The sequence below is a fragment of the Mitsuaria sp. PDC51 genome (assembly GCF_900113225.1).
In the GTDB taxonomy this organism is placed as follows: Bacteria; Pseudomonadota; Gammaproteobacteria; order Burkholderiales; family Burkholderiaceae_C; genus Roseateles.
In genome coordinates, this window is the sequence record NZ_FOZE01000002.1 from 744,517 (window position 1) to 767,817 (window position 23,301).

The window sequence follows — 23,301 nt, forward strand, 5'->3', positions numbered from 1 at the left end:
CGGCCACCGCCCGGGATCGGGCCGTGAAGAAGCCGTGAGCCAGACTAGGCAGCCCCCCCGAAAGGGCCCATCCCTAGGTCGGCATCGCCCCCCTAGAATCGCCCGTCGCAGGGGGAGAAGCACTTGAGGAAGATCGCATCCGCGACGCTGATCCGCGTCCATCCGCGCGAGCGCCGTTGCACGGTGGAACTGGTCGAGCTCGACCGGCCCGCCGGCCGCACTGGCAGCGATGACGCGGCCCGCTACGTCGTCAACGTCCGCCAGGACAGCGGCGAGTCGTCGCTGACCGCCACGCCCTGCTCCCTGGCCGAGGCGCAGCGCCGCGCGCTGGACTTCCTGCGCCGCCGGCTCGCCGCGGGCGAGACGCTGCTGCGGCGCGATGGCTTCGAGGCGCTCGGCGTCGAGCCGGAGATCGCCGCGGCCCCGCTTTCCACCCCCTCCGTTCCCACGGCCTCCACACCTTCGGGCACCCCCGCCGGCCCGGTCCCGCCGGCCATCGCCGCGCTCGTGGCCCGTTTCGCGCCGGCGCGCTGGACGCTCGAACCCGACGATCGCCGCGCTCGCGCCGCCTGGCGCGTCGCCGAATACAGCGACCGCGACGACACCGATTCCGCCTCGCAACGCGCGCTCCGGGCGCTGGTGCCGCGGCTGGTCGAGCTGCTGGAGAGCGGCTCCGACCTGCTCGACCTCTGCCTGGCCGCCGCGATCGGCCGGCTCGGCGATCCGGGCGCGGCCGAGGCCATGGCCGTGCTGTCCGAGCGCGGCCGCAGCCCGGCCACGAAACGGTATGCCCACCAGGCGCGGCTGATGCTGCTGGCGCCCGACGCGCTGCAGTCGCACCTCGAGGTCGCCGCGAGCCAGTGGTCCGCGGAACTGGCGCTGCCGGCCGAAGGCCCGGCGCTGGTGCTCGCGCTGCTCGACGCGCTCGATGCCCGCCGCCTCGACTGGCCCGACCTGCTGCAGGACTGGTACGACCTCGCCCTGGTCCGCCCCGACGTGCGCGCGAAGGTGTTGAGCCTGCTGCGCGCGCTGCCCCTGCAGGCCGAGGCCTTCCAGGCGCTGCGCTACGTCTACAAGACTGCGGAGCTGCGCCGCGACGCCGAGGTCCTCGGCCTGCTGCATGCGCGCTTCGAGAACACCCGTCCCGCCCAGGGCGGCCTGACGACGCGCCACTACCTGGACCCATCCACCGGCGAGTGGATCGTCCGCAGCGCCGGCAGCAAGCGCAAGCCGGCGCGCGCCTACGGCCGTCGCACGCGCGAATACCTGCGCCTGCGCGGCTGGCGCGGCCTGCGGCGGCTGGCGGCGATCGGGCATCCGCATGCGCCGGTGCTGGCGGTCGAACTGCTGCTGGGCCTGCGCGACGACGAGGTGCCCGCCGCGGTCACCGAGACCCACATCGAATGGCATCGCCTGCAGACGACGCGCACCGAGCGCCACTTCCCCGCCGGCGCGCATTGGCTGCTGGTGTCGCGCCTGCTGCTGCCGGCGCTGCCGACGCTGGGCACCGGCGCGCGCACGCGGCGTGTGTGGACACGGGAGCCCCTCGACGTGACGCGCGCGCTCCCGCAGCGGCCCGAGGGCCTGCGCGCGATGTGGGACGCGCATCCCGAGGCGCTGCTGCGCCTGGCGATGGCGAGCCGCAGCGCGCTGGTGCAGGCCGTCGTCGCGCGGGCGCTGCAGGACCATGCTGAATTCATGCGCCAGCAAGCGCCGGCGGTGCTGGAAACCCTGCTGCGCAGCCCTTATGCGACCGCCGCGGAGACCGGCTTCGCGGCGGCGCGCGCGCACATCGAGGCCGGAGACGCCGCCGCGCAGGTGCCCTGGTTGAAGCTGCTGGCCGCGAGCGCCCATGCCGGCGCGCGGGACTACGCGCTGCTGCACATCGCCGGCGACCCGGGCCGCTTCGCCGGCCATGCCGACCTGGTCGTCGCGCTGCTGCTCAGCGGGCAGGAGCGCGCCCGCAAGCAGGGCCACGGCCTGGCGCTGCTTGCGCCGCCGCAGCCGCTGATCGAGGAGCTGCTGGCCGCGCTGCTGGCCGTCGATGCCGCCGACCCCGGCCTGGACGAGGGCGCGACGCTCATCGAGCAACTGCTGGCCGGCCCGCTGGCGCCGGCCGCGTCGGAGGCGGTGATGCCGCGGCTCGGCGCGCTGCTGCCGCTGCTGGACCATCCGTCGGCGGCCGTCGTGCGCGTGGGCGTGAGCTGGCTGCTGCTGCATCCCGCCGGGGTCGCGCTGCTGCCGCCGGCGCTGATGACGCGGCTGATCACCGCGGAGGATCCCGAGCGTCGCGCCGGGGGCGTGCGTCTGCTGGCGGCGCTGCCCGACGAGGTGCTGCGCCGCCAGGTCGATCTGATCGGCGACCTCGCGACCCATGCCCATGCCGGCATCCGCGCCGCGATCGGATCGGCGCTGCTGCGCGTGGCGCGCGAGGACGCCGACTTCGCCCGCCAGGTCGCCGACCGCCTGCATCGCTCGCTGTTCCAGACGGAAAGCGGCGAAGGCGCCCATGCCGATGCGCTGCGCTGGCTGACGCAGGACCTTGCGCCGCACGCCCCGGCCCGCGACGCCGCCGGCAGCTGGCGCGCGCTGCAGGCGCGCAGCACCGGCGCACAGCGCTACGGTGCCTGGGCGCTCACCACGCTGACCCCGGACGACTTCTCGCTGCGCCAGCTCGCCACGCTGGTCCGCCATGCCGATGCCGGCGTGCGCGCCTGGGCGATGCGGGCGCTCGACACCCGCCTGCCGCCGGTGCCCTCGCACGAGCAGTCCGAGCAGCTGCTGCCGCTGGCCGAATCGAGCTTCGACGATGCGATCGCGTACACGCGGACGCTCTTCGGCGAGCGCTTGCCGGACGAGTCCCTCGCCGTCGAATTGCTGATCGCATGGGTGGACCATCCGCAGGCCTGGGTGCAGGCGCTGGGCCGCGTGCGACTGGTGCGCCGCATGAGCGCCGCCGACGCGTCGCTGTGCCTCACGCGCCTGAGCCAGCACCCCGGCACGCAGGTGCAGCTCTTCGTGACGCAATGGCTGCTGGAGCTGCCGACCGATGACGCGCCCCGGCTGGCGCGGCAGCTGCGCGCGCTGACGCCCTACTTCCTCACGGTGCTGAGCCAGGTCCATCGCGGCCGCGCCGCCAAGTCCCGCGTCACCGCCTTCCTGCGCGCGCAGATCGCGGCGCCGGAGACCGCCGAGGTGGTGGCGGAGATCTTCGCGCGCCAGGTGGTGACCGCCAGCCTCACCGACAAGCCGCAGTACATCGCCGGCCTGCGCGACATCGCCGCGCGGCATCCCGGCATCGCGCTGCCCTTCCTGAGGTGGCACTCGCCCGCCGGCGCCACCACGACCACCGCGGACCCGGCCTGACGACGATGCAGTTCCGCTACAAGTACTACGGCAGCACGACCGTCGACGACACCGCGGCGTCGCAGTCCTTCCACTTCGCGCCGGACACGCTGCGGCCGCCGACCGCCTTCGACGGCCTGCTGCGCAGCGCGTCGCACGCGCACCTGGCGTTCCGGGAAGCGATGTCGGCGCTGCATGCCGTCGTCGTCAGCGACCAGCGCTACCGCGGCCGCGACAAGTCCGTCTACCGGCAGTGGCTGGCGGAGAACGAGCAATCGCTGCTGGCGCGCTTCATGTCGCGCTCGGCCGAGCTCAAGCAGTCCAGCGAGGCGCTGAACACCGAGCTGCGCACGCTGCGCGCGAGCAAGCAACGCGTGCTCGCGCCCTTCTACAAGGCGCAGCAGGCCTATTTCAACTGGCTGTTCTGGAACCACCGCGACGCCTGGTACGTGCTGGACCCGGTCATCACCGTGCATCCGGAGCGCCTGCTGTTCGAGGCCTTCAGCCAGGACGAATCGACCTACTGCGCGGTCAGCGTGCGGCATGACGTGTTCGACCGCACCGGCGAGATGGCCTGCGGCACGACCAACATCGACTACTCGGCCAGCCTGCACGACGAGTTCCAGAAGATCCGCGACTACAAGGCGACGCGGCTGCAGCTCGATCCCGCCGGCTTCACCGTCGCCACCGGCGACGACCCGGCCTTCCGCGAGGAGAAGATCGACCTGCCCGACAGCTGGGTCCGCGGCTTCCTGCAGGTGTCCAGCGCGATGACGCTGCCGGCCACCGTCGTCGAGCTGCATCCGATGGACCTGCACAACCTGTGCGCCGCGCTGCGCCAGCGCAAGGAGCGGGCGGGGCCGCGCTCGCTGCGCTTCGAGCTGTCGCCGGGCGAGCCGACGCGGATGGTGCTCGAGCCCTGGAACCAGGTCTTCACCGCGCGCCGCAGCGCCATCGTCGGCGCGCCGCTGACCGCGCCGCAGACGATCCGCGTCTGGGGCCGTCGCCGGCTGCTGACGCTGGAGCGGTTGATCGCGCTGGCCACGCGGGTGCGCGTGCACCTGCTGGGATCGGGCATGCCCAGCTTCTGGGTCATCGAGCTGGGCGACATCACCGTCACGCTGGGCCTGTCCGGCTGGACCGCCAACGACTGGTCCGATGCCGGCCGCTTCCACCTGCTGCAGCCGCGGCACGAGGTCGCCGAGGCGACGACGCTGTCGGTGGCCGCGGCGCTGCAGTCGCAATGGATGGCCTCGTCGGCCGAGCTGGCCTCGCGGACGCAGCTGCCCCGCGGCGATGTCGACGCGGCGCTCGGCCTGTGGGTGCAGGCCGGCCGCGCCGTCTTCGACCTGTCCAGCGGCCGCTACGCCTGGCGCGAACTGACGCGCGAGCCGCTGCCGCTGGCGACGCTGCGTTTCTCCAGCCCCGAGGAATCGACCGCGCTGGCGCTGATCCACGAGAAGCGCGTCAAGCTGCGCGACATCACGCCGCAGGGACAGCGCCTGGTCATCGACGGCGAGGTCCGGCTCAAGGACCGCAGCCACGCGCCGCGCCTGGTCCTGAACGCCGACCAGCAGCTGGTCGACGGGCAATGCGATTGCAATTTCCATCGTCAGAACCGCCTGCGTCGCGGCCCCTGCGCGCACCTGCTGGCCCTGCGCCAGCTCGCGCAGCCGCGGCTGGCCGAATGGTCGCCGGCGGCGCCGGACGCCGCCGCGGCCGCAACGCCTGGCACCACACCGGAGGCGGCATGACGAGGCTTGTGGTTAAACTGATTTCGAGTGCAGCGCGCAGGCTCTTGCAACCCGGACGGTGTTTCGCCGTCCTTGCCACCTGCCGTTCCATGCGTCACGGGCGCCGTCTTCACTGTGCCGCGCAGCACCACCGTCGCAGATTCCCATGGGGCTTCCCTGAAGCGAATCGTGCGACGGTGGTGCGCGCGGCGTCGAGTGGACAGCGCCCGTCCCTCAAGCCTTCCAGGCTCTTCGACGAGAAGCGCGCTGCACTCCCCTTCCGCCCCCTTCCCCCTTTCCACGGTGGGTCCGCCGCGTCGCCGGCGCCGCTCCCAGGAGGCGCCGCATGAGCGACCGCGTCCCCACCCGCGCCGAGATCATCGAGCGCATCCGCGCCTCGTCCAAGGACGCCTTCGTCCTCGAGGAAATGCAGCGCCTGGGCTTCTGGCCCGCGGGCGAAGGCAAGCCCTCGATCGAGGCCGCGCTGATCCAGCGAGAGCTCGAGCTGATGAAGGCGCTGGAGGACATGCAGCAGGAGCTGCGCAGCCACAGCGATCCCGAAGCGGCGCTCAAGCGGATGCGCGAGGAGCGCCTGGCGCAGGCCCGCGCGAAGCGCGAGGCGACCGCGCAGGCCCGCGAGCAGCGCCGCCACGAGCGCGCGCTGCGCTGGCACGAGGCGCGCAAGACCGACGCCGGCTACCTGGGCGAGGGCGTGTCCGGCGGCCTGCGGCCCGCTGCCGCCGGTGCGCCGGCCCGGCCGCTGGCCGACGGCCTGCCCACCCTCGCCACGCCGCTCGAGCTGGCCCGCGCGATGGGCCTGACGCTGCCCGAGCTCAAGTTCCTGTGCTTCCATCGCGAGGTCGCGCGCACGTCCCACTACCGCCGTTTCCTGTTGCCGAAGAAGACCGGGGGGCAGCGGACCATCTCGGCGCCGATGCCGCGGCTCAAGCGCGCTCAGTACTGGGTGCTGGACCAGGTGCTCGCCAAGGTGCCCAGCCATGCCGCCGCGCACGGCTTCCTGCCGGGGCGCAGCATCGTCACCAACGCCACGCCGCATGCGGGGCGCGAGGTGGTGATCAACCTCGACATCCAGGACTTCTTCCCGACCATCACCTTCCCGCGCATCAAGGGCGTGTTCCGCGGCCTGGGCTACGACGAGCGGGTCGCCACGATGCTGGCGCTGCTGTGCAGCGAGAACCCCTGCGACGAACTGGAGGTCGACGGCGAGCGCTTCTTCGTCGGCGGCAAGGGCCGCGACCGCGTGCTGCCGCAGGGCGCGCCGACCAGCCCGATGCTCACCAACGTGCTGTGCCGCAGGATGGACCGCCGGCTGCAGGGCATCGCCGACAAGCTGGGCTTCGCCTACACCCGCTACGCCGACGACCTGACCTTCTCGGCCTCCGGCGAGGGCGCGGGCCAGGTCGGCACGTTGCTGCGGCAGGTGCGCCACGTGCTGAAGGACGAAGGCTTCACGCCGCATCCGGACAAGCAGCGCGTGATGCGCGCCGGCTCCCGGCAGGAGGTCACCGGCGTGGTCGTCAACGACAAGCCCTCCGTCTCGCGCGAGGAACGCCGCAAGCTGCGCGCGGCGCTGCACAAGGCGTCGCGGGAGGGCGTCGAGGCGGCGACCTGGCAGGGGCAGCCGGCCACGCGCGAGGTGCTCGTCGGCTACGGGCGCTTCGTCGCGATGGTGGACCGCGAGCAAGGCGCGCCGCTGCTGAAGCAGGCCCTGGCCTTGCCCGGCGGCGCGGCGAAGCGGCGCTCCGCCTTCGGCGCGCTGTTCCGCCAGAAGGCCGCGGCCGGCGAGGCGCCCGTGCTCGCGCGTGGCGCCTGGTGGCAACCGGCGGAGCCTCCGGAACCGGTGCTGCAGCAGACCGCCGGCCAGATCAAGGCGGCGCGGCAGGCGCGCCTCAACGACGAGCGCACCGCGCGCCGTGGTGGCAAGCCGCCCGCGCCGAGCCGCACCGATCAGCGCCGGGCCGAGCAGGCGCAGCGCCTGGCGGACCACGAGGCCCAACGCGCCGCCCGTCGCTCGGCAGGCGCCGCGCCGGGCGCGGCTGGGGCTGATCGGCCCTGGCTCCTCTACGTCAAGCAGTTCGCGCTGCTGATCGGCATCGCCGCCGGGCTCAAGTCGGAGCTGATCCTGTACGCCGGCGTCATCCACCTGCTGCTCCGCATCAAGTCGCGCGACCGCGGCTGGTGGGAGTTCTGGCTCGGCATCGGCCTGCTGGTGCTGGTCAACGCGCTGCTGTTCCGGCGCTGAGCGCGGGGATCACAGCACGGCATAGCGGCCGGGCTTGTGGTTGACCGCGATGAAGAGATTCATCACCACCGCCGCGAGCACCGAGTAGGCGACGCGCTCCGGATCGACCACTGTCAGCGCGAGCAGCACGATGGCGCAGTCCATGGCCATCTGCACCTTGCCGGCGCGCCAGCCCTTGGCCTTCTGCAGGTAGAGCGACACGATGGTCGCGCCGCCGAGGCTGGCGCGATGCCGCGCCAGGAACAGGCAGCCCGAGCCCAGCAGCGCGCCGCCCAGGATGGCGGCATAGGCCGGATGGATGCGGTCGATGGCGAAGAGCTTGGGCGAGAACTCGGTCATCACCGACAGCAGCGCGATCGAGACGAAGGTCTTGAGCGTGAACTCGCGGCCCATGCGGGTCCAGGCGAACCAGTAGAACGGCAGGTTGATCAGGAAGAACAGCTTGCCCAGGCTGACGCCGGTGGCGTAGTGCAGTACGAAGGCCGCGCCCGCGGTGCCGCCGGTCAGCAAGCCGACCTGCGCGAACAGGATCAGCGCCAGCGACACGAACAGCGTCCCGGTGAAGATCGCCTGCGCATCCTCGAACGGCGTGTGCGAGCGGATCGCCAGGTCGGCGAGCGGCTCGACGGCGGCAGGTGCAGCGGCAGGTGCGGCGGCGGGCGGCGGGGCGGGGTCGTTGGGCGTGGCGCTCATCCCAGGCACGAAGCAGAAAGCATGCCCGGGAGTGTCGCAGCAGGCGGGGCGGCTGGCGCTTGTCCCTGGGCGCGTCTCAGCGCCCCTGCGCCTTCAGCCGCGCGTCCAGCCGCGGGAACACGCGGCGCGCGTTGCCCTCGTAGACCAGGTGCCGCTCGGCGTCGCTCAGATGCGGCGTGGCCTCGATGTAGCGCTTGGTGTCGTCGTAGGAGTGCCCGGTCTCGGGATCGATGCCGCGCACCGCGCCAATCATCTCGGACGCAAAGAGCACGTTCTTCACCGGGATCACCTTCGTCAGCAGGTCGATGCCGGGCTGGTGATAGACGCAGGTGTCGAAAAAGATGTTGTCGAGCAGGTGCTCGTCGAGCAGTGGCTTCTTGAGCTCCTGCGCCAGCCCGCGGAAGCGCCCCCAGTGGTAGGGCACCGCACCGCCGCCGTGCGGGATCAGGAACTTCAGCGTCGGGAAGTCCTTGAACAGGTCGCCGGTCAGGCACTGCATGAAGGCGGTCGTGTCGGCGTTCAGGTAATGGGCGCCGGTCGTGTGGAAGCAGGCGTTGCAGCTGGTGCTGACGTGGATCATCGCGGGCACGTCCAGCTCGACCATCTTCTCGTAGAGCGGATACCAATGGCGATCGGTGAGCGGCGGGCTGGTCCAGTGGCCGCCGGAGGGATCGGGATTCAGGTTGAGGCCGACGAAGCCGTAGTCGCGGACGCATTTCTCCAGCTCCGGCAGGCAGCTCGCGGGATCGACGCCGGGACTCTGCGGCAGCATCGCGGCGCCGACGAAGTGATCCGGGAACATCGCCGCCACCCGCGCGCAGAGCTCGTTGCAGATCGCCGCCCAGGTGGACGAGGTCTGGAAGTCGCCGATGTGGTGCGCCATGAAGCTGGCGCGCGGGCTGAAGATGGTCAGGTCCGAGCCGCGCTCCTTCATCTTCTTGAGCTGGTTGGTCTCGATGGACTCGCGCAACTCGTCGTCGGAGATCTTCAGCGCGCTCGCGCTCGGCGCCTTCGCCGGGTCCTTGAGCGCGGCGACCTGCAGGTCGCGCCAGGCGCCCAGCGCCGCCGGGGCCGTCGTGTAGTGTCCGTGGACGTCGATGATCATGGGGGTCTTTCTATCGGCTGCGGCGGATTGTGGACAGCCCGGCCCCATCGTCCTAGGTATGGCCAGGACTAGCTGCTATTCAGATCCGGCATGGCGGCGCGAGGGCGGGGAGCCGGATGCGTTAAGCTCCCGCGCCCGCCGCGATGCGCCCTCCGCGCGCCGCCGGGCAGCGATTCACAGGTCGAAGGGAAGTGTGTGCAGGACGTGCGGGACACCGATGTCGTGATCATTGGCGCGGGTGCCGCGGGGTTGATGTGCGCTGCGCTGGCCGGGCAGCGCGGCCGCCGCGTGCTGCTGGTGGATCACGCCAACAAGGCCGGCAAGAAGATCCTGATGTCCGGCGGCGGCAACTGCAACTTCACCAACCTCTATACCGAGCCGGCCAATTTCCTCTCGCAGAACCCCCACTTCTGCAAGTCGGCGCTGGCGCGCTACACCCAGTGGGATTTCATCGCGCTGGTCAACAAGCATCAGATCCCGCACCACGAGAAGAAGCTGGGCCAGCTGTTCTGCGACAACAAGTCGATCGACATCCTGCGCATGCTGCTGGCCGAGTGCGCGGCCGTCGGCATCACGCCGATGCTGGAGACCTCGGTCGACCGGATAGAGAAGATGGAAACCGGCTACCGGCTCGAGACCTCGGCGGGGCCGATGCAATGCCAGTCGCTGGTGATCGCCACCGGCGGCCTGTCGATCCCGACCATGGGTGCCACCGGCTTCGGCTATCAGGTGGCCCGCCAGTTCGGTCACCAGCTGCTGCCGACGCGGGCCGGGCTGGTGCCGTTCACCATCACCGACCAGCTCAAGGACCTGTGCAACGAGCTCAGCGGCACTTCGGTCGACTGCCTGGTGAGCTGCAACGGCAAGAGCTTCCGCGAGAACATCCTCTTCACGCACCGCGGCCTGAGCGGCCCGGCGATCCTGCAGATCTCGTCCTACTGGCTGCCGGGCCAGGCGGTGGAGATCAACCTGCTGCCCGACCTGGACGTGCCGGTCTGGCTGGCGCAGCAGCGCAACGACCGGCCCAATGCCGAGCTCCGGACGCTGCTGGCCGAGCTGTTCACCAAGAAGATGGCGACGTTGATCGCGGAGCAGTGGTTCGTCTCCAAGCCGATCAAGCAGTACGCCCACGCGGAGCTGGAGCAGATCGCGCAGCGCCTGTCGGCCTGGCAGGTGGTGCCGGCGGGCACCGAGGGCTACCGCACCGCGGAGGTGACGCTGGGCGGCGTCGACACCAAGGAGGTGTCGTCCAAGACCATGGAATCGCTCAAGTCGCCGGGGCTGTACTTCATCGGCGAGGTCCTGGACGTCACCGGCCACCTGGGCGGCTTCAACTTCCAGTGGGCCTGGGCCTCGGCGCATGCGGCGGCGCAGTACGTTTAGAGACACGCCCTGACACCCGGGAGTGACGAATAGCCGGTTACCCTGCCGGCCGTTCCAATCGACGCTTCGTCGACCAGAGAGATCACATGACCAAGACGATCCGATCCGGCGCCGCGCCCGCCGTGCGCCGCCGCACCTTGCTGGCGGCCGGACTGGGCGGCGTGCTGGCCGCGCCGGCGATGCAGGCCCTGGCCGCACCGGCCGCCGCCTCGAGCGCCTCGAACGACTTCAGCGCCGCCGGCTTCGACGCCTGGGCCGAACGCGTCGCCGCCGAGCGCATGCGGCACGCACCGGAGCACGCCACCCGCATGCAGTACTTCCAGGGCGAGGTCCAGGCCCGCCTCGACGGGCAATGGGACTCGCTCTCGCGCGAGGACGAGCTCGCGGACATCGCCCGCGACCGCCGCGCCCTGGCCGAGCTGGCGCGCTTCCCGCGCGACGCGCTGTCGCCGACGCAGCGCACCTCCGCCGCGCTGATGGCCTGGACGATGCGGCAGAACGTCGCCGAGGGCGAGTTCCTCGACCACCCCTACGTCTTCGAGCACATGGCCGGCGTGCATGTCGGCCCGATCACCTTCCTCGTGCAGGAACACCCGATGCGCCACGCGGCCGACGTGCGCAGCTACCTGCAGCGCATGGACGGCCTGGCCGCGCTGATGGACCAGGGCATCGTCCGCGCCCGCGCCGCGCAGGCCAAGGGCATGCTGATGCCGCGCTTCATCACCGCGACCGCCGTCGGCCAGATCGAGCAGTTCGTCGCGCCAAAGCCAGCGGAGAACCCGCTGGTGGTGTCGCTGGCGGAGCGCATGGCGACCCTGCCCGACATGGACGCCGCCGCCCGCCAGCGCGCCCGCGGGCGGGCCGAGGCCATCGTTGCGAGCTCCATCGTGCCGGCGTGGCGCCGCGGCCTCGCGCTGCTGCGCGCGCAGCTGCCGCGGACCACCGATGACGCCGGCGTCTGGCGCCTGCCCGATGGCGACCGGTTCTACGCCGCGCGGCTGCGCGCCAACACCACCACCGAGCTCTCGCCGGCCGAGATCCACGCGATCGGCCTGAAGCAGGTCGCCCGCATCGAAGCCGAGATGGACGGCCTGCTGCGCCAGCTGGGCTACGCCGAGGGCAGCATCGAGCAGCGCTATCGCAAGATGGACGCCGACCGACAGCCCAAGGACGCCGCCCCGCAGGTCCAGCTGCTGGACCGCTACACCACCTACCTGCGCGACGCGCAGGCGCGCGCGCGGCTGCTGTTCGACGTCATACCGAAGGCGCCCGTCGAGGTGCGCCGCGAGCCCGCGCTGACCGAGCCCACCGCCGCCGCCCACTACACGACCCCGGCGCCGGACGGCTCCCAGCCGGGCGTGTTCTGGGCGCCGCTGGCCGGCCCTACCTACGACATCGCGGACATGCGGACCCTCGTGCACCACGAGGCCATCCCGGGCCACCACTTCCAGCTCGCAATCCAGATGGAGGCCAGGGACCTGCCCTACTTCCGCCGCCGCGCCGCGTTCTCGGCCGGCTCGGCCTACGTCGAGGGCTGGGCGCTGTACGCGGAGCAGCTGGCGGTCGAGAACGGCTGGTATGACGGCGATCCGGTCGGCCACCTCGGGCAGCTGTACGGGGCGCTGTTCCGCGCCCGCCGGCTGGTGGTCGACACCGGCCTGCATGCGATGAAGTGGACCCGCCAGCAGGCCATCGACTACGGCATCACCCCGCAGGAGGTCGACCGCTACGTCACCTGGCCGGGCCAGGCCTGCGCCTACATGCTGGGCCGGCTGCGCATCGAGGCGCTGCGCGAGCGTGCCCGCCAGCAGCTCGGCGACCGCTTCGACATCAAGCAGTTCCACAACACGGTGCTGCTGACCGGCGACGTGCCGCTGACCGTGCTCGAGCAGGTGGTCGACGACTGGGTCGGCACGCGCCGCGTGGCCGGGAGCTCCACGGCCACCGCGGCGCCCTGACTCCCGACGCGCGCATCAACCTTCGCCTGGCCCTGACGCCGCCGGCACGATCGCCGGCGCATGCCGTCGCATCAGCTCGTCGACCCAGTCGATGAACACGCGCAGCTTGGCGCTGACGTTGCGGTTGGGCGGATAGGCGAGATACATCGGCATCGGGTCCATCGTCCAGTCCTCGAGCAGCGGCACGAGCTCGCCGCGCGCCGCATGCGGCCCGGCCATGTAGCGCGGCAGCCAGAGCACGCCCATGCCCGCAAGCCCGGCCGCCAGGTAGGCATTGCCATCGTCGGCCGCGACGACGTAGCGGCCGCGCACCTCCACCGATTCCTCCCCGCGCCGCATCTGGATCGGCGCGATGCGTCCCGTGCTCGCGCGCAGGAAGCCGACGATGCGCTGCGGATCCGCCTCGATGTCGCGGGGATGCGCGGGCACGCCGGTCGCGTCCAGGTAGGACGGCGCGGCATACACGCCCAGCGGCAGCTCGCCGATGCGTCGCGCGATCAGCGACGGCACCGTGACCTCGCCGCCGCGCAGCACCGCGTCGACGTTGTCGCCGATGACATCGACGATGCGGTCGCTGACGCCCATGTCGAGCTGGATCTCCGGATGACGCGCATGGAACTCCGGCAGCGCCGGCATCAGGACCAGGCGCGCGAAGGGCGTCGGCACATCGACCCGCAGCCGGCCGCGCGGCGACGTGGTGGCGCTGGACAGCGCCGTGTCCGCGTCGTCCAGGTCGGCCAGCACGCGCACCACGCGCTCGTAGTACGCGGCGCCGTCCGGCGTCACGCGCACCTGCCGCGTCGTGCGGTGCAGCAGCTTCACCCGCAGGCGGGCCTCGAGCTGCTGCACCAGCTGCGTCACGGTGGTCTTGCTCAGGTGCAGCGTCTGCGCCGCCTTGGTGAAGCTGCCGGCCTCCACCACGCGGGCGAAGGCGAGCAGCGCATCGAATCGGTCCATCGTCGAGTCACCTTGATTGCTGTTGGCGAGATCGGGCGCATTCTCTTTCGCGGCCGCCTGGCGCCAGCGCGGCCCCGGCGGTAGATTCGCGCATCGTCCCACCGGAGCCCACGCCATGCGCCCTCGCCTCGCCGCCGTGATTGCCTTGCCGCTTGCCGCCCTTGCCTCCGCCCTCGCCCCCGCCAACGCCCATGCCGAGGACGTCCAGCTGGAGCGGCTCGGCTGGCTGGCCGGCTGTTGGGCCGCAGAGAAGGGCGAAGCGGGCTCGGTGGAGCACTGGCTGCCGCTGGCCGGCGGCACGATGCTGGGCATCGGCCGCACGGTCAGGAACGGCCGCACCGTCGAGCACGAGTTCATGCAGATCCGGCTCAACGCCGAGGGCCAGCCGGTCTTCATCGCGCAGCCGTCGCGGCAGAAGGAGGCGACCTTCGTGGCCACCTCGATCGGCGAACGCGCCGTGACCTTCGAGAACCCGGCCCACGATTTCCCCCAGCGCGTGATCTACCGCGCCGTCGGCGACACGGGGCTCGCCGCCCGCATCGAGGGCCAGCGCAACGGCACGACGCGCGGCATCGACTTCCCGATGCGGCGCGTGGCCTGCGAGGCGGCCAAGCCCGCGCCCTGACGGCGGACGGCCCCGCCGAGCGGGCCCGAAACGCGACTTCATCGTCGATTCGCCGGCAGGCGGGCCCGGGGCCGGCGGCGCGGATCGCCGACAATCGCGCATGACCCGCACCGATCCCACCGGCTCCGCCGCCCCGGCAGCGCCGACGCCCGCGTCCGACGCGACCGCCTTCGACCGCCTCCCCCTGCCCCCCGCCATGCTGGCCAACCTGCGCCAGCTGGGCTACCTCTCGATGACGCCGATCCAGGCGGAAAGCCTGCCGCTGACGCTGGGCGGCCACGACCTGATCGCGCAGGCCAAGACCGGCAGCGGCAAGACCGCGGCGTTCTCGCTGCCGCTGCTGGCCAACCTGAATCCGCGCCGCTTCGCCGTCCAGGCCCTGGTGCTGTGCCCGACGCGCGAGCTCGCCGACCAGGTCACGCAGGAGATCCGCCGCCTGGCCCGTGCCGAGGACAACATCAAGACGCTGACCCTGTGCGGCGGCGTGCCGATCCGCACGCAGCTCGCCAGCCTGGCGCATGGCGCCCATATCGTCGTGGGCACGCCGGGCCGCATCCTCGACCACCTGCAGCGCGAGACGCTGTCGCTGGAGGCGCTGAACACGCTGGTGCTGGACGAAGCCGATCGCATGCTGGACATGGGCTTCGCCGAGGACATCGCCCAGGTCGTCGCCCATTGCCCGAAGCAGCGCCAGACGCTGCTGTTCTCGGCCACCTATCCCGACGACGTGGCCGCACTGGCGGGCCGCTTCATGCGCGACCCCAAGACGGTGACGCTGACCGAGCGCCATGCGGCCAACAAGATCCGCCAGCGCTTCTACGAGGTGACCGAGGCCGAGCGGCTGCATGCCGTCGGCCTGCTGCTCAACCACTTCCGCCCGGCCAGCACGCTGGCCTTCTGCAACACCAAGCAGCAGTGCCGCGACCTCGTCGCCGTGCTGCAGGCGCAGGGCATCGTGGCGCTGGAGCTGCATGGGGACCTGGAACAGCGCGAGCGCGACCAGGTGCTGGTGCGCTTCGCCAACCGCAGCTGCAGCGTGCTGGTCGCCACCGACGTGGCCGCGCGCGGCCTGGACATCGCGCAGCTCGAGGCGGTGATCAACGTCGACATCACGCCCGATCCCGAGGTGCATGTGCATCGCATCGGTCGCACCGGCCGCGCCGACGAAGCGGGCTGGGCCTTCAGCCTCGCCAGCCTGGACGAGATGGGCCGCGTCGGCCGCATCGACCAGATGCAAGGCAGCGTCAGTTCCTGGTCCCCGCTGTCCGAGCTGACCGCCACGGCCGGCGGCCCGCCGCTGCGGCCGCCGATGGTGACGCTGCAGATCCTCGGCGGCCGCAAGGAGAAGATCCGCCCCGGCGACGTGCTGGGCGCGCTGACCAAGGACCTGGGCCTGGACGGCGCCAGCATCGGCAAGATCAACGTCAACGAGTTCTCCACCTACGTGGCCATCGCGCCCGAGCTGGCGGACCAGGCGCTGCGCGGGCTCAATGCCGGCAAGGTGAAGGGCAAGTCGGTGAAGGTGAGGCGCCTGTGAGCGACTTCGCCGACCTCGGGCTGTCGCCCGCGCTGCTGCGCGCCGCCGATGAACTGGGCTTCGACCGCCCCACCCCCATCCAGGCCGCTGCCATCGCACCGATCCTGGCCGGTCGCGACCTGCTGGGCAGCGCCGCCACCGGCTCGGGCAAGACGGCCGCGTATGTCTTCCCGGTGCTGCAGCGCCTCGATGCCGGCGTGCGGCCGGCGCTGCGCCGCGCGCAGGTGCTGGTGCTGGTGCCCACGCGCGAGCTCGCCGCGCAGGTCGGCGAGACCCTGATCCAGGTCGGGCGCTTCCTGCGCGAGCCGGTCAAGGTCTCGGTGCTGTATGGCGGCGTGTCGATCAATCCGCAGATGATGGCGCTGCGCGGCGGCGCGGACATCGTCGTGGCGACGCCCGGGCGGCTGCTCGACGTGGTCGCGAAGAACGCGCTGAAGCTCGGCGACGTCGACTGCCTGGTGCTCGACGAGGCCGACCGCCTGCTCGACGCGGGCTTCGCCGACGAGCTCGCGCAGGTGCTGGCGCTGCTGCCGCGCCGGCGGCAGAACCTGCTGTTCTCCGCCACCTTCCCGGACGCGGTGCAGGCGCTGACGACGCAGCTGCTGCACGACCCGGTGCGCGTCGAGGTCAGCGGCGAACCGGCCACCGAGGGGCAGATCGAGGAGCATGCCGTCGAAGTCGATGCCGCGCGGCGCACGCCGCTGCTGCGCCACATGATCGAACGCGGCGACTGGTCGCGCGTGCTGGTCTTCGTCGCCACGCGTTATGCCTGCGACCACGTGGCCGACAAGCTGCGCCGGGCCGGCCTGGAGGCCGCCGCCTTCCATGGCGACGCGAGCCAGGGCGCGCGCACGCGCACGCTGGCCGACTTCAAGGCGGGCCGGCTGCGGGTGCTGGTGGCGACCGACCTCGGCGCGCGAGGCATCGACATCGCGCGGCTGCCGGTCGTCGTGAACTACGACCTGCCGCGCGCCGCGGCGGACTACACGCACCGCATCGGCCGCACCGCGCGCGCCGGAGAGAACGGCCTGGCGGTGAGCTTCATCAGCGCCGCGACGGAAGCGCACTTCCGCCTGATCGAGAAGCGCCAGGGACGGCGCGTCGCCCGCGAGCGCATCGCCGGCTTCGAGCCGACCGAGACCGCGCCGCCGGACGCGGCGACCGGCGGCGTCAAGGGCCGGCGGCCCAGCAAGAAGGACAAGCTCCGGGCCGCCGCGGCGGCGGCCACGGTGAAGCGCGGCACCTGAGGCCGATGCGTTAGGGCTGCATGTGAGGCCGGTGTGTGACGCCGGCGCGTCAGGCCGGCTCGGGATCGGGAAACCCCTCACCCCCACCCTGCGGCAATCGACGACACTAGTCGCAAGGTTAAGCGATTAACCTGACCAGCAAGATAGCTGGCACCGACAACAAGGCCGAGGCGCCGCCAGGCGTCCCGGCGAGTGAGACAGCCGTGATCCTGCCGCGCCCGTTGCCCCGTCCTGGCGTCACCCGACGCAACCTGGTGCTCTCCGGTGCCGCGCTCTGCGCCGCCGGATCAGCCGTCGCCTCCGCGTCCGCTGGCGCGCCTGCCGCCGAACCAGCGTCCGCGCCGGCCGCTCCGTCCGTCCCCCGCTGCGACGCCGACGCGGACGGCGCGATCAAGACCTCTCACCGCAAGGACTTCATCCTCGGCGTCGACATCTCCACGCTGGAGACCGTCGAGCGTGGCGGCGGGAAGTTCTCGACGGCCGACGGCCGGCCGGGCTCCGCGCTGCAGATCCTGCGCGCGGCCGGCATGAACTGGGGCCGCTTGCGGCTGTGGCACACGCCGGTCAACGCCCACGACGTGATCGAGGACGGCCGCATCGTCTCGCGCCACGGCGAGCCCGTCGGCGGCGGCGACAACGGCCTGGCCGTCACGCTCCGGCTGGCCCGGCGGCTGAAGGCGCAAGGCATGAAATGGCTGCTGGACATCCACTACAGCGACCACTGGACCGACCCCGGCAAACAGGCGAAACCCGCGGCCTGGACCCGCCTGCATGGCGCGGCGCTGGCGCAGGAGGTTGAACGTTATACCTCCGAGGTGCTGAAGGCCCTCCACGACCAGGGGACCGACCCGGACATGATCCAGGTCGGCAACGAGATCAACGGCGGCATGCTCTGGCCCGACGGCAAGACCTGGCGGCAGACGCCCGACGAGCAGGTCGGCGGCGACGCGGCCTTCATCGCGCTGCTGCGGGCCGGCATCCGCGGCGTCCGGGCCACCGACGCGCTGCGCGGCGGTCGCCTGCCGGTGATGCTGCACTTGGCGCACCAGGGCGACGGCAAGAGCGCCGAGACCTTCCGCCGGGTCTACGACGGGTTCGAGGCCGCCAAGCTCGACTACGACGTCATCGGCCTGAGCTGGTACCCGTATCACCACGACCCCTACGACGCGCTGCGCGACAACCTGCGCCTGCTGTCGGACCGCTACCGCAAACCGCTGGTGGTGGTCGAAACCGCGTACGGCCACCAGCTGGACAACCCCGGCGGCGGCGGCGCGGTCTTCAACGAGGAAGGCGCGCGCCGCTCCGGTTATCCCGCCACGCCCGAGGGCCAGGCGCGGATGCTGCGCGACGTGGTCCGCGCGGTGGCCGCGGTGCCGCAGGGCCTGGGCGTCTTCTACTGGGAGCCCGCCTGGCTCGCGGTGCCCGGCGCGGGTTGGCGCACCGGCGACGGCAACGGCTGGGCCAACCAGACGCTGTTCGACGACCGGGGCCGGGCGCTGCCCTCGCTGACCGCGATGCGCGACGCGGCGCCCTGTCGCTGACGCCCTCCCCTGACCGACGTCCCACGATCCCAAGACCCCACGACCCCACGACGCCACGAGGCAGCCCGCGACGCGGCCCTCGACAACAACACGACACGTCCAACGACGGAGACATCATGACCCTGTCCACCCTCGCCACGCCTGACGCCCGCGCCCGCGGCATCCGCCCCGCCGCCCGTCCCGCCCTCCGCGCCGCCAGCACCTCCGTCTTCCTGCTGGCGCCCGTCGCGCTGGCCTGCGCCGCGCTGCTGCTGCCGGCCGACGCCCGCGCGCAGGCCGCGCCGGCGTCCGCCGCCGGCAGCGCCCTCGACACCGTGGTCGTGCAGGGCCAGCGCTCCAGCCTGATCAAGGCCCAGGACATCAAGCGCAACGCGGACCAGGTCGTCGACTCCATCGTCGCGGACGACATCGGCAAGCTGCCCGACGCCAACGTCGCCGAGGCGCTGCAGCGCATCACCGGCGTGCAGATCTCGCGCAACCGCGGCGAGGGCGACCGCGTCCAGGTGCGCGGCCTGCAGCAGACGCAGACGCTGCTCAACGGCCGCGTCATCTTCACCGCCGGCAAGGAGCGCGGACTGGCCTTCCAGGACGTGCCCGCCGAGCTGCTCGCCGGCGCCGACGTCTACAAGACCCCGACCGCCAGCCTGATCGAAGGCGGCATCGGCGGCGTCATCGACCTGCGCACCCGCCGCCCGTTCGACTTCGCCGGCTTCAAGCTGGCCGGCTCGGTCAAGGCCACGCGGGCCGAGCTCGCCGACAAGAACAACGGCGAAGGTTCGCTGCTGGTGTCCAACCGCTGGCGCACCGACGCCGGCGAGTTCGGCGCGCTGCTCAGCGTGTCGGCGCAGAAGCGCGATTACCGCTCCGACACGCAGGAGCTCGACAACCCGGCGCAGCTGGCCGACGGCTCGGGCACCGTCGCGCCGCTGGGCCAGTGGCTGGCCTATGAATTCGGCGAGCGCGACCGCAAGGCCGCCAGCGCCTCGCTGCAGTGGCGCCCCGATGGCCGCAGCGAATACACGCTGGACTTCAACCACACGCAGCTCAAGAGCCGCACCGACGTCTACGGCCATTACGCCTCGCCCTTCTGGGCCAACTGGAGCAACACCGCCAACCAGGGCCAGCTCTGGCCGAACGGCGCGATCCAGACCGACGCCAACGGCCGGTTCGTCTCGGGCAGTTTCTGGGGCGCGAGCATGAGCACCTCGGGCTCGGTGGCCGACGAGAACACCAAGATCGACCAGCTCGCGCTGGCCGGCAAGTGGAAGGTCGGCGACGCCACGCTGCGCAGCGACCTCAGCCACACCCGCAGCACCTTCGACCGCTTCTACCAAGAGGTGCGCCTGGGCACCTTCGCCAACGACCCGGTCAGCTACAGCTTCGACCTGGGCACCAAGCTGCCGTCGGCCTTCTCGCCCACCGCGCAGCTCGACAACCCGGCCAACTACTGGGCCGACAAGGCGCTGTACTTCCGCACCCGCAACACCGGCAAGGAAACCGCCTGGCGCCTGGATGGCGACAAGCCGGTCGACTTCGGCGCGCTGACCACGCTGCACGCCGGCGTGCGGCTCAACGACCGCCGCGCCAGCAGCGCCGAGATCAACACGATCGACGACATCTGGATGTTCAACCTGTCGCAGATCCCGGCGGTGGGCCTGCTGCCCTACGACAACCTGCTCAAGGACGCCGGCGCCGGCAACATCCCGCGCCAGTGGCTGACCGTCACCGACACGCGCTGGCTGCGCGACGCGCAAGCCGTGCGCAGCACCTTCAACCTGACGGTGCCCGAGCTCGATCCGGCGCAGAGCTTCGAGTTCCGCGAGCGCGCCGCGGCCGTCTATGTCGCCGGCGACCTGGACACCACGCTCGGGGGCCTGCCGCTGACCGGCAACGTCGGCGTGCGCGCCGTCACCACGCGCACCCAGCGCGGCTACACCGCCACCAGCGGCGGTCGCGTGGACCTGTCCAAGACCGACACCGACTTCCTGCCCTCGCTCAACCTCAAGCTCGAGCTCACGCGCGACCTGCTGGCGCGGCTGGCGCTGTCGCGCGTGGTCACGCGGCCCAACTTCGACCAGCTCACGCCCAGCCTGAGCCTCAACGTCAACGACCGGACCGGCTACCAGGGCAATCCGGAGCTCGACAAGCTGCGCGCCAGCCAGGTCGACGCGACGCTGGAGTACTACCTGTCCAAGAGCGACTCGGTCTACGGCGCGGCCTTCTACAAGGACGTGTCGGGCTTCATCCAGACCACCAGCACGCAGACCACGATCAACGGCACCAGCTACACGCTCACGACGCCGAGCAACGGCCGCGACGGCCGCATCCGCGGCCTGGAGGTCGGCTACACCGGCTTCTTCAACAAGCTGCCCGGACTGCTGCGCGGGCTGGGCCTGCAGGCCAACTTCACGCTGGTGGACAGCGCCGCCCCGAGCCCGATCGACGGCCGCAGCGCGCCGCTGGAGGGGCTGTCCAAGCGCAGCGCCAACCTGGTGGCGATGTACGACCTGGGCGACTTCTCCGCGCGGCTGGCCTACAACTGGCGCAGCGACTACACCGTCGGCTCGCGGCTGAGCTTCCCCAGCAACGACGGCGTGACCGCGCTGACGCCGGTGACGATGAAGGGCTACGGCATGGTCGACGCCTACCTGAGCTACGCGATCACGCCCCGGCTGCGCATCGCGCTCGAAGGCAACAACCTGACGCGGACGGTGCGCCGCAGCGTGTTCAGCGACTACGGCCTGCCGCGCGGCACCTACACCGACGATCGCCGCTTCGCGATCAGCCTGCGCGCGGAGCTGTAAGCCCCGCCCCCGGCCCGGCCTGAGCGCCGGGCCTTTTCATTTGCGGCCCGATCCGCGCCTGCCCACCCGGCGCGTCAGCGGTGACGCCGGGTCGGACCGCTCCGAGTTCCCTCCACCACAACCACCAAGGAGACAGGGGAATGACGACGAAGACGATGAAGACCACGATGACGGCGGCCGCCCGCGCCACGGGAGGCCTCACGCGCCGGGCAGCCATCGGCGCCGGACTGGGCCTGGCCGCCGCGCTTACCGCGTTGCCCGCGGCGGCGGCGACGCTGGTCAAGGGCGCCGACGTGAGCTGGGTCAGCCAGCAGGAATCGGCCGGCTACAGCTTCTACAACGCCGCCGGCACCAAGACCGATCCGTTCAAGCTGCTCAAGGACCTGGGCATCAACACGATCCGGCTGCGCGTCTGGGTCAACCCGAACGGCGGCTGGTGCGACGGCGCCGACACGCTCTACAAGGCCAAACGCGCGATCGCCCAGGGGCAGAAGGTCATGCTGACCTTCCACTACAGCGACTCGTGGGCCGACCCCGGCCAGCAGACCAAGCCCGCCAGCTGGGCCAGCCACTCGTTCACGCAGTTGATGAGCGACGTCTACGCGCACACGCAGGGCATCCTGAGCTACCTCAAGACCAACGGCGTGACCGTCGACTACGTGCAGGTCGGCAACGAGATCAACAGCGGCATGCTGTGGCCCGACGGGCAAGCCTCGGGATCGAGCTTCGCCAACCTGGTCAAGCTGATCAACAACGGCAACGACGCGGTGAAGGCGGTGTTCCCCTCGGCCAAGGTGATCCTGCACCTGGCCAACGGCCACGACAACGCGGTGTTCCGCTGGTTCTTCGACGGCATGAAGGCCAACGGCGCGCGCTACGACGTGATCGGCATGTCCCACTATCCGACGTCCAGCAACTGGAGCAGCCGCAACGCGGCGCTGTCGACCAACATGGCCGACATGGTGTCGCGCTACGGCAAGCCGGTGATCGTGGCGGAGACCGGCATGGACTGGCAGCAGGCCGCCGCGTCCAAGGCCATGATCGCGGACCTGCTCACGCGCGTGTCCGCGCTGGGCGCCAACGGCCTGGGCGTCCTGTATTGGGAGCCGCAGGCCTATCCCGGCTGGCAGGGCTACACCTGGGGCGCGCTCGATGGCTCCGGGCGCTTCACCAGCGCGATGGATCCCTTCTGATCCCAGGCCTCATGACTTGACGCCCCCCGCGGTCAGGCCCGCGACGAGCCAGCGCTGCATCAGCAGGAACATCAGCGTCAGTGGCAAGCCCGCGAGCAGGGCCGTGGCGGCGAAGTCGCCCCAGAGGTAGCGCTGGTTGAACAGGAACAGCCGCGATCCCACCGCCAGCGTCAGCTGCTGCTCGTCGTGCAGCAGCACCGAGGCGACCGGGTATTCGATCATCGCGCCCAGGAAGGCCAGCACGAACACGACCGCCAGCACCGGCTTGGCCAGCGGCAGCAGCACCAGCACGAAGGACTGCCAGCGGCTCGCGCCGTCGACCGCGGCGGCTTCCTCGAGGTCGGGCGGGATGCTCTCGAAGTAGCCCTTGACCAGCCAGATGTGCTGCGCCACCGCACCGGTGTAGGCCAGCGCCAGGCTCCAGTGGCTGTTGAGGCCCAGCCACGGCACCCAGTCGCCGAGCCGGTCGAAGATCGCGTAGATCGCCACCAGCGCCAGCACCGACGGGAACATCTGCAGCAGCAGCATCGCCGTCAGCGTGCCGTCCCGGCCGCGGAAGCGCATCCGAGCGAACGCATAGGCGCTGGTCACCGACAGCGCCAGGCAGGCCGCCGCGCTCACCAGCGCCACCTTCAGCGAGTTGAAGATCCACTGCAGCACCGGGAACGGCGGCGGCGTCACCTGGCCCTGGGCGTCGACCACCGGCAGCCCCAGCGCCAGGCGCCAGTGCTCGAAGCTGATGGCCTTCGGGATCAGGCTGCCGCCGGCGAAGTTGCCAGGCCGCAGCGAGATCGACACGATCATCAGCAGCGGCAGCAGGCTGAGCACCACGAAGGCGATCAGCACCGCATGCAGCGCCCAGACGCGCCAGCGCTGCGAAGAGGTCATCACCATCGCCATGACGAAGCTCCCGCCCG

15 protein-coding genes are annotated in these 23,301 nt (G+C 71.5%); 11 read left to right on the forward strand and 4 right to left on the reverse strand.

From position 1 onward, the window contains the following. Window positions 1-123 precede the first annotated feature (123 nt). From BM393_RS14700 to BM393_RS14710, 3 genes are all read left to right on the forward strand, one after another. Complete coding sequence (locus BM393_RS14700) at window positions 124-3,366, forward strand: hypothetical protein (RefSeq protein ID WP_091727516.1); 3,243 nt, start codon at window positions 124-126, stop codon at window positions 3,364-3,366. Beyond that, window positions 3,318-5,099: an SWIM zinc finger family protein gene (locus tag BM393_RS14705; RefSeq protein ID WP_254783455.1), complete on the forward strand. Its 1,782-nt coding sequence runs from the start codon at window positions 3,318-3,320 to the stop codon at window positions 5,097-5,099. Before BM393_RS14700 ends, BM393_RS14705 begins: the two co-directional genes overlap by 49 nt. A gap of 325 nt (window positions 5,100-5,424) precedes the next feature. After that, window positions 5,425-7,341, forward strand: coding sequence for a reverse transcriptase family protein (locus BM393_RS14710; protein ID WP_091727520.1), 1,917 nt, complete (start codon window positions 5,425-5,427; stop codon window positions 7,339-7,341). A 9-nt stretch (window positions 7,342-7,350) separates the two neighbouring features. Here BM393_RS14710 and BM393_RS14715 read toward each other — a convergent pair whose 3' ends face one another. Both BM393_RS14715 and BM393_RS14720 read right to left on the reverse strand, forming a co-directional pair. Then, window positions 7,351-8,034: a YitT family protein gene (locus BM393_RS14715; protein WP_091727523.1), complete on the reverse strand. Its 684-nt coding sequence runs from the start codon at window positions 8,032-8,034 to the stop codon at window positions 7,351-7,353. A gap of 76 nt (window positions 8,035-8,110) precedes the next feature. Further along, complete coding sequence (locus tag BM393_RS14720) at window positions 8,111-9,139, reverse strand: amidohydrolase family protein (protein ID WP_091727526.1); 1,029 nt, start codon at window positions 9,137-9,139, stop codon at window positions 8,111-8,113. 204 nt (window positions 9,140-9,343) lie between these two features. On the opposite strand from BM393_RS14720, the gene BM393_RS14725 reads away from it, so the two are divergent. Both BM393_RS14725 and BM393_RS14730 read left to right on the forward strand, forming a co-directional pair. After that, window positions 9,344-10,522: an NAD(P)/FAD-dependent oxidoreductase gene (locus BM393_RS14725; protein ID WP_091731565.1), complete on the forward strand. Its 1,179-nt coding sequence runs from the start codon at window positions 9,344-9,346 to the stop codon at window positions 10,520-10,522. A gap of 86 nt (window positions 10,523-10,608) precedes the next feature. Further along, window positions 10,609-12,480 carry a DUF885 family protein gene (locus BM393_RS14730; protein ID WP_254783456.1) on the forward strand — a complete coding sequence of 624 codons (1,872 nt, stop codon included), beginning with the start codon at window positions 10,609-10,611 and terminating at the stop codon, window positions 12,478-12,480. 15 nt (window positions 12,481-12,495) lie between these two features. Here the strand turns inward: BM393_RS14730 and BM393_RS14735 are convergent, their stop codons facing one another. Next, complete coding sequence (locus BM393_RS14735) at window positions 12,496-13,437, reverse strand: LysR family transcriptional regulator (RefSeq protein ID WP_091727530.1); 942 nt, start codon at window positions 13,435-13,437, stop codon at window positions 12,496-12,498. 115 nt (window positions 13,438-13,552) lie between these two features. Between BM393_RS14735 and BM393_RS14740 the strand changes: the two genes are divergently transcribed. From BM393_RS14740 to BM393_RS14765, 6 genes are all read left to right on the forward strand, one after another. Continuing rightward, complete coding sequence (locus tag BM393_RS14740) at window positions 13,553-14,062, forward strand: DUF6265 family protein (RefSeq protein ID WP_091727534.1); 510 nt, start codon at window positions 13,553-13,555, stop codon at window positions 14,060-14,062. 100 nt (window positions 14,063-14,162) lie between these two features. Next, window positions 14,163-15,599 carry an ATP-dependent RNA helicase DbpA gene (gene dbpA, locus BM393_RS14745; protein WP_091727538.1) on the forward strand — a complete coding sequence of 479 codons (1,437 nt, stop codon included), beginning with the start codon at window positions 14,163-14,165 and terminating at the stop codon, window positions 15,597-15,599. Continuing rightward, window positions 15,596-16,846, forward strand: a complete 1,251-nt coding sequence (locus BM393_RS14750) for a DEAD/DEAH box helicase (protein WP_091727541.1) — start codon at window positions 15,596-15,598, stop codon at window positions 16,844-16,846. The genes dbpA and BM393_RS14750 overlap by 4 nt, the downstream gene beginning before the upstream one ends. Before the next feature lie 203 nt (window positions 16,847-17,049). Further along, window positions 17,050-18,387 (forward strand): glycosyl hydrolase 53 family protein, encoded by a 1,338-nt coding sequence (locus BM393_RS14755; protein ID WP_175538348.1) that lies wholly within the window; start codon window positions 17,050-17,052, stop codon window positions 18,385-18,387. 116 nt (window positions 18,388-18,503) lie between these two features. After that, complete coding sequence (locus BM393_RS14760) at window positions 18,504-21,191, forward strand: TonB-dependent receptor (RefSeq protein WP_091727549.1); 2,688 nt, start codon at window positions 18,504-18,506, stop codon at window positions 21,189-21,191. A 140-nt stretch (window positions 21,192-21,331) separates the two neighbouring features. Continuing rightward, window positions 21,332-22,384, forward strand: coding sequence for a glycosyl hydrolase 53 family protein (locus BM393_RS14765; RefSeq protein ID WP_254783457.1), 1,053 nt, complete (start codon window positions 21,332-21,334; stop codon window positions 22,382-22,384). A gap of 9 nt (window positions 22,385-22,393) precedes the next feature. Here BM393_RS14765 and malG read toward each other — a convergent pair whose 3' ends face one another. Next, entirely contained in the window at window positions 22,394-23,272 is an 879-nt protein-coding gene (malG, locus tag BM393_RS14770) for a maltose ABC transporter permease MalG (RefSeq protein ID WP_254783458.1), read from the reverse strand. Window positions 23,273-23,301 lie beyond the last annotated feature (29 nt).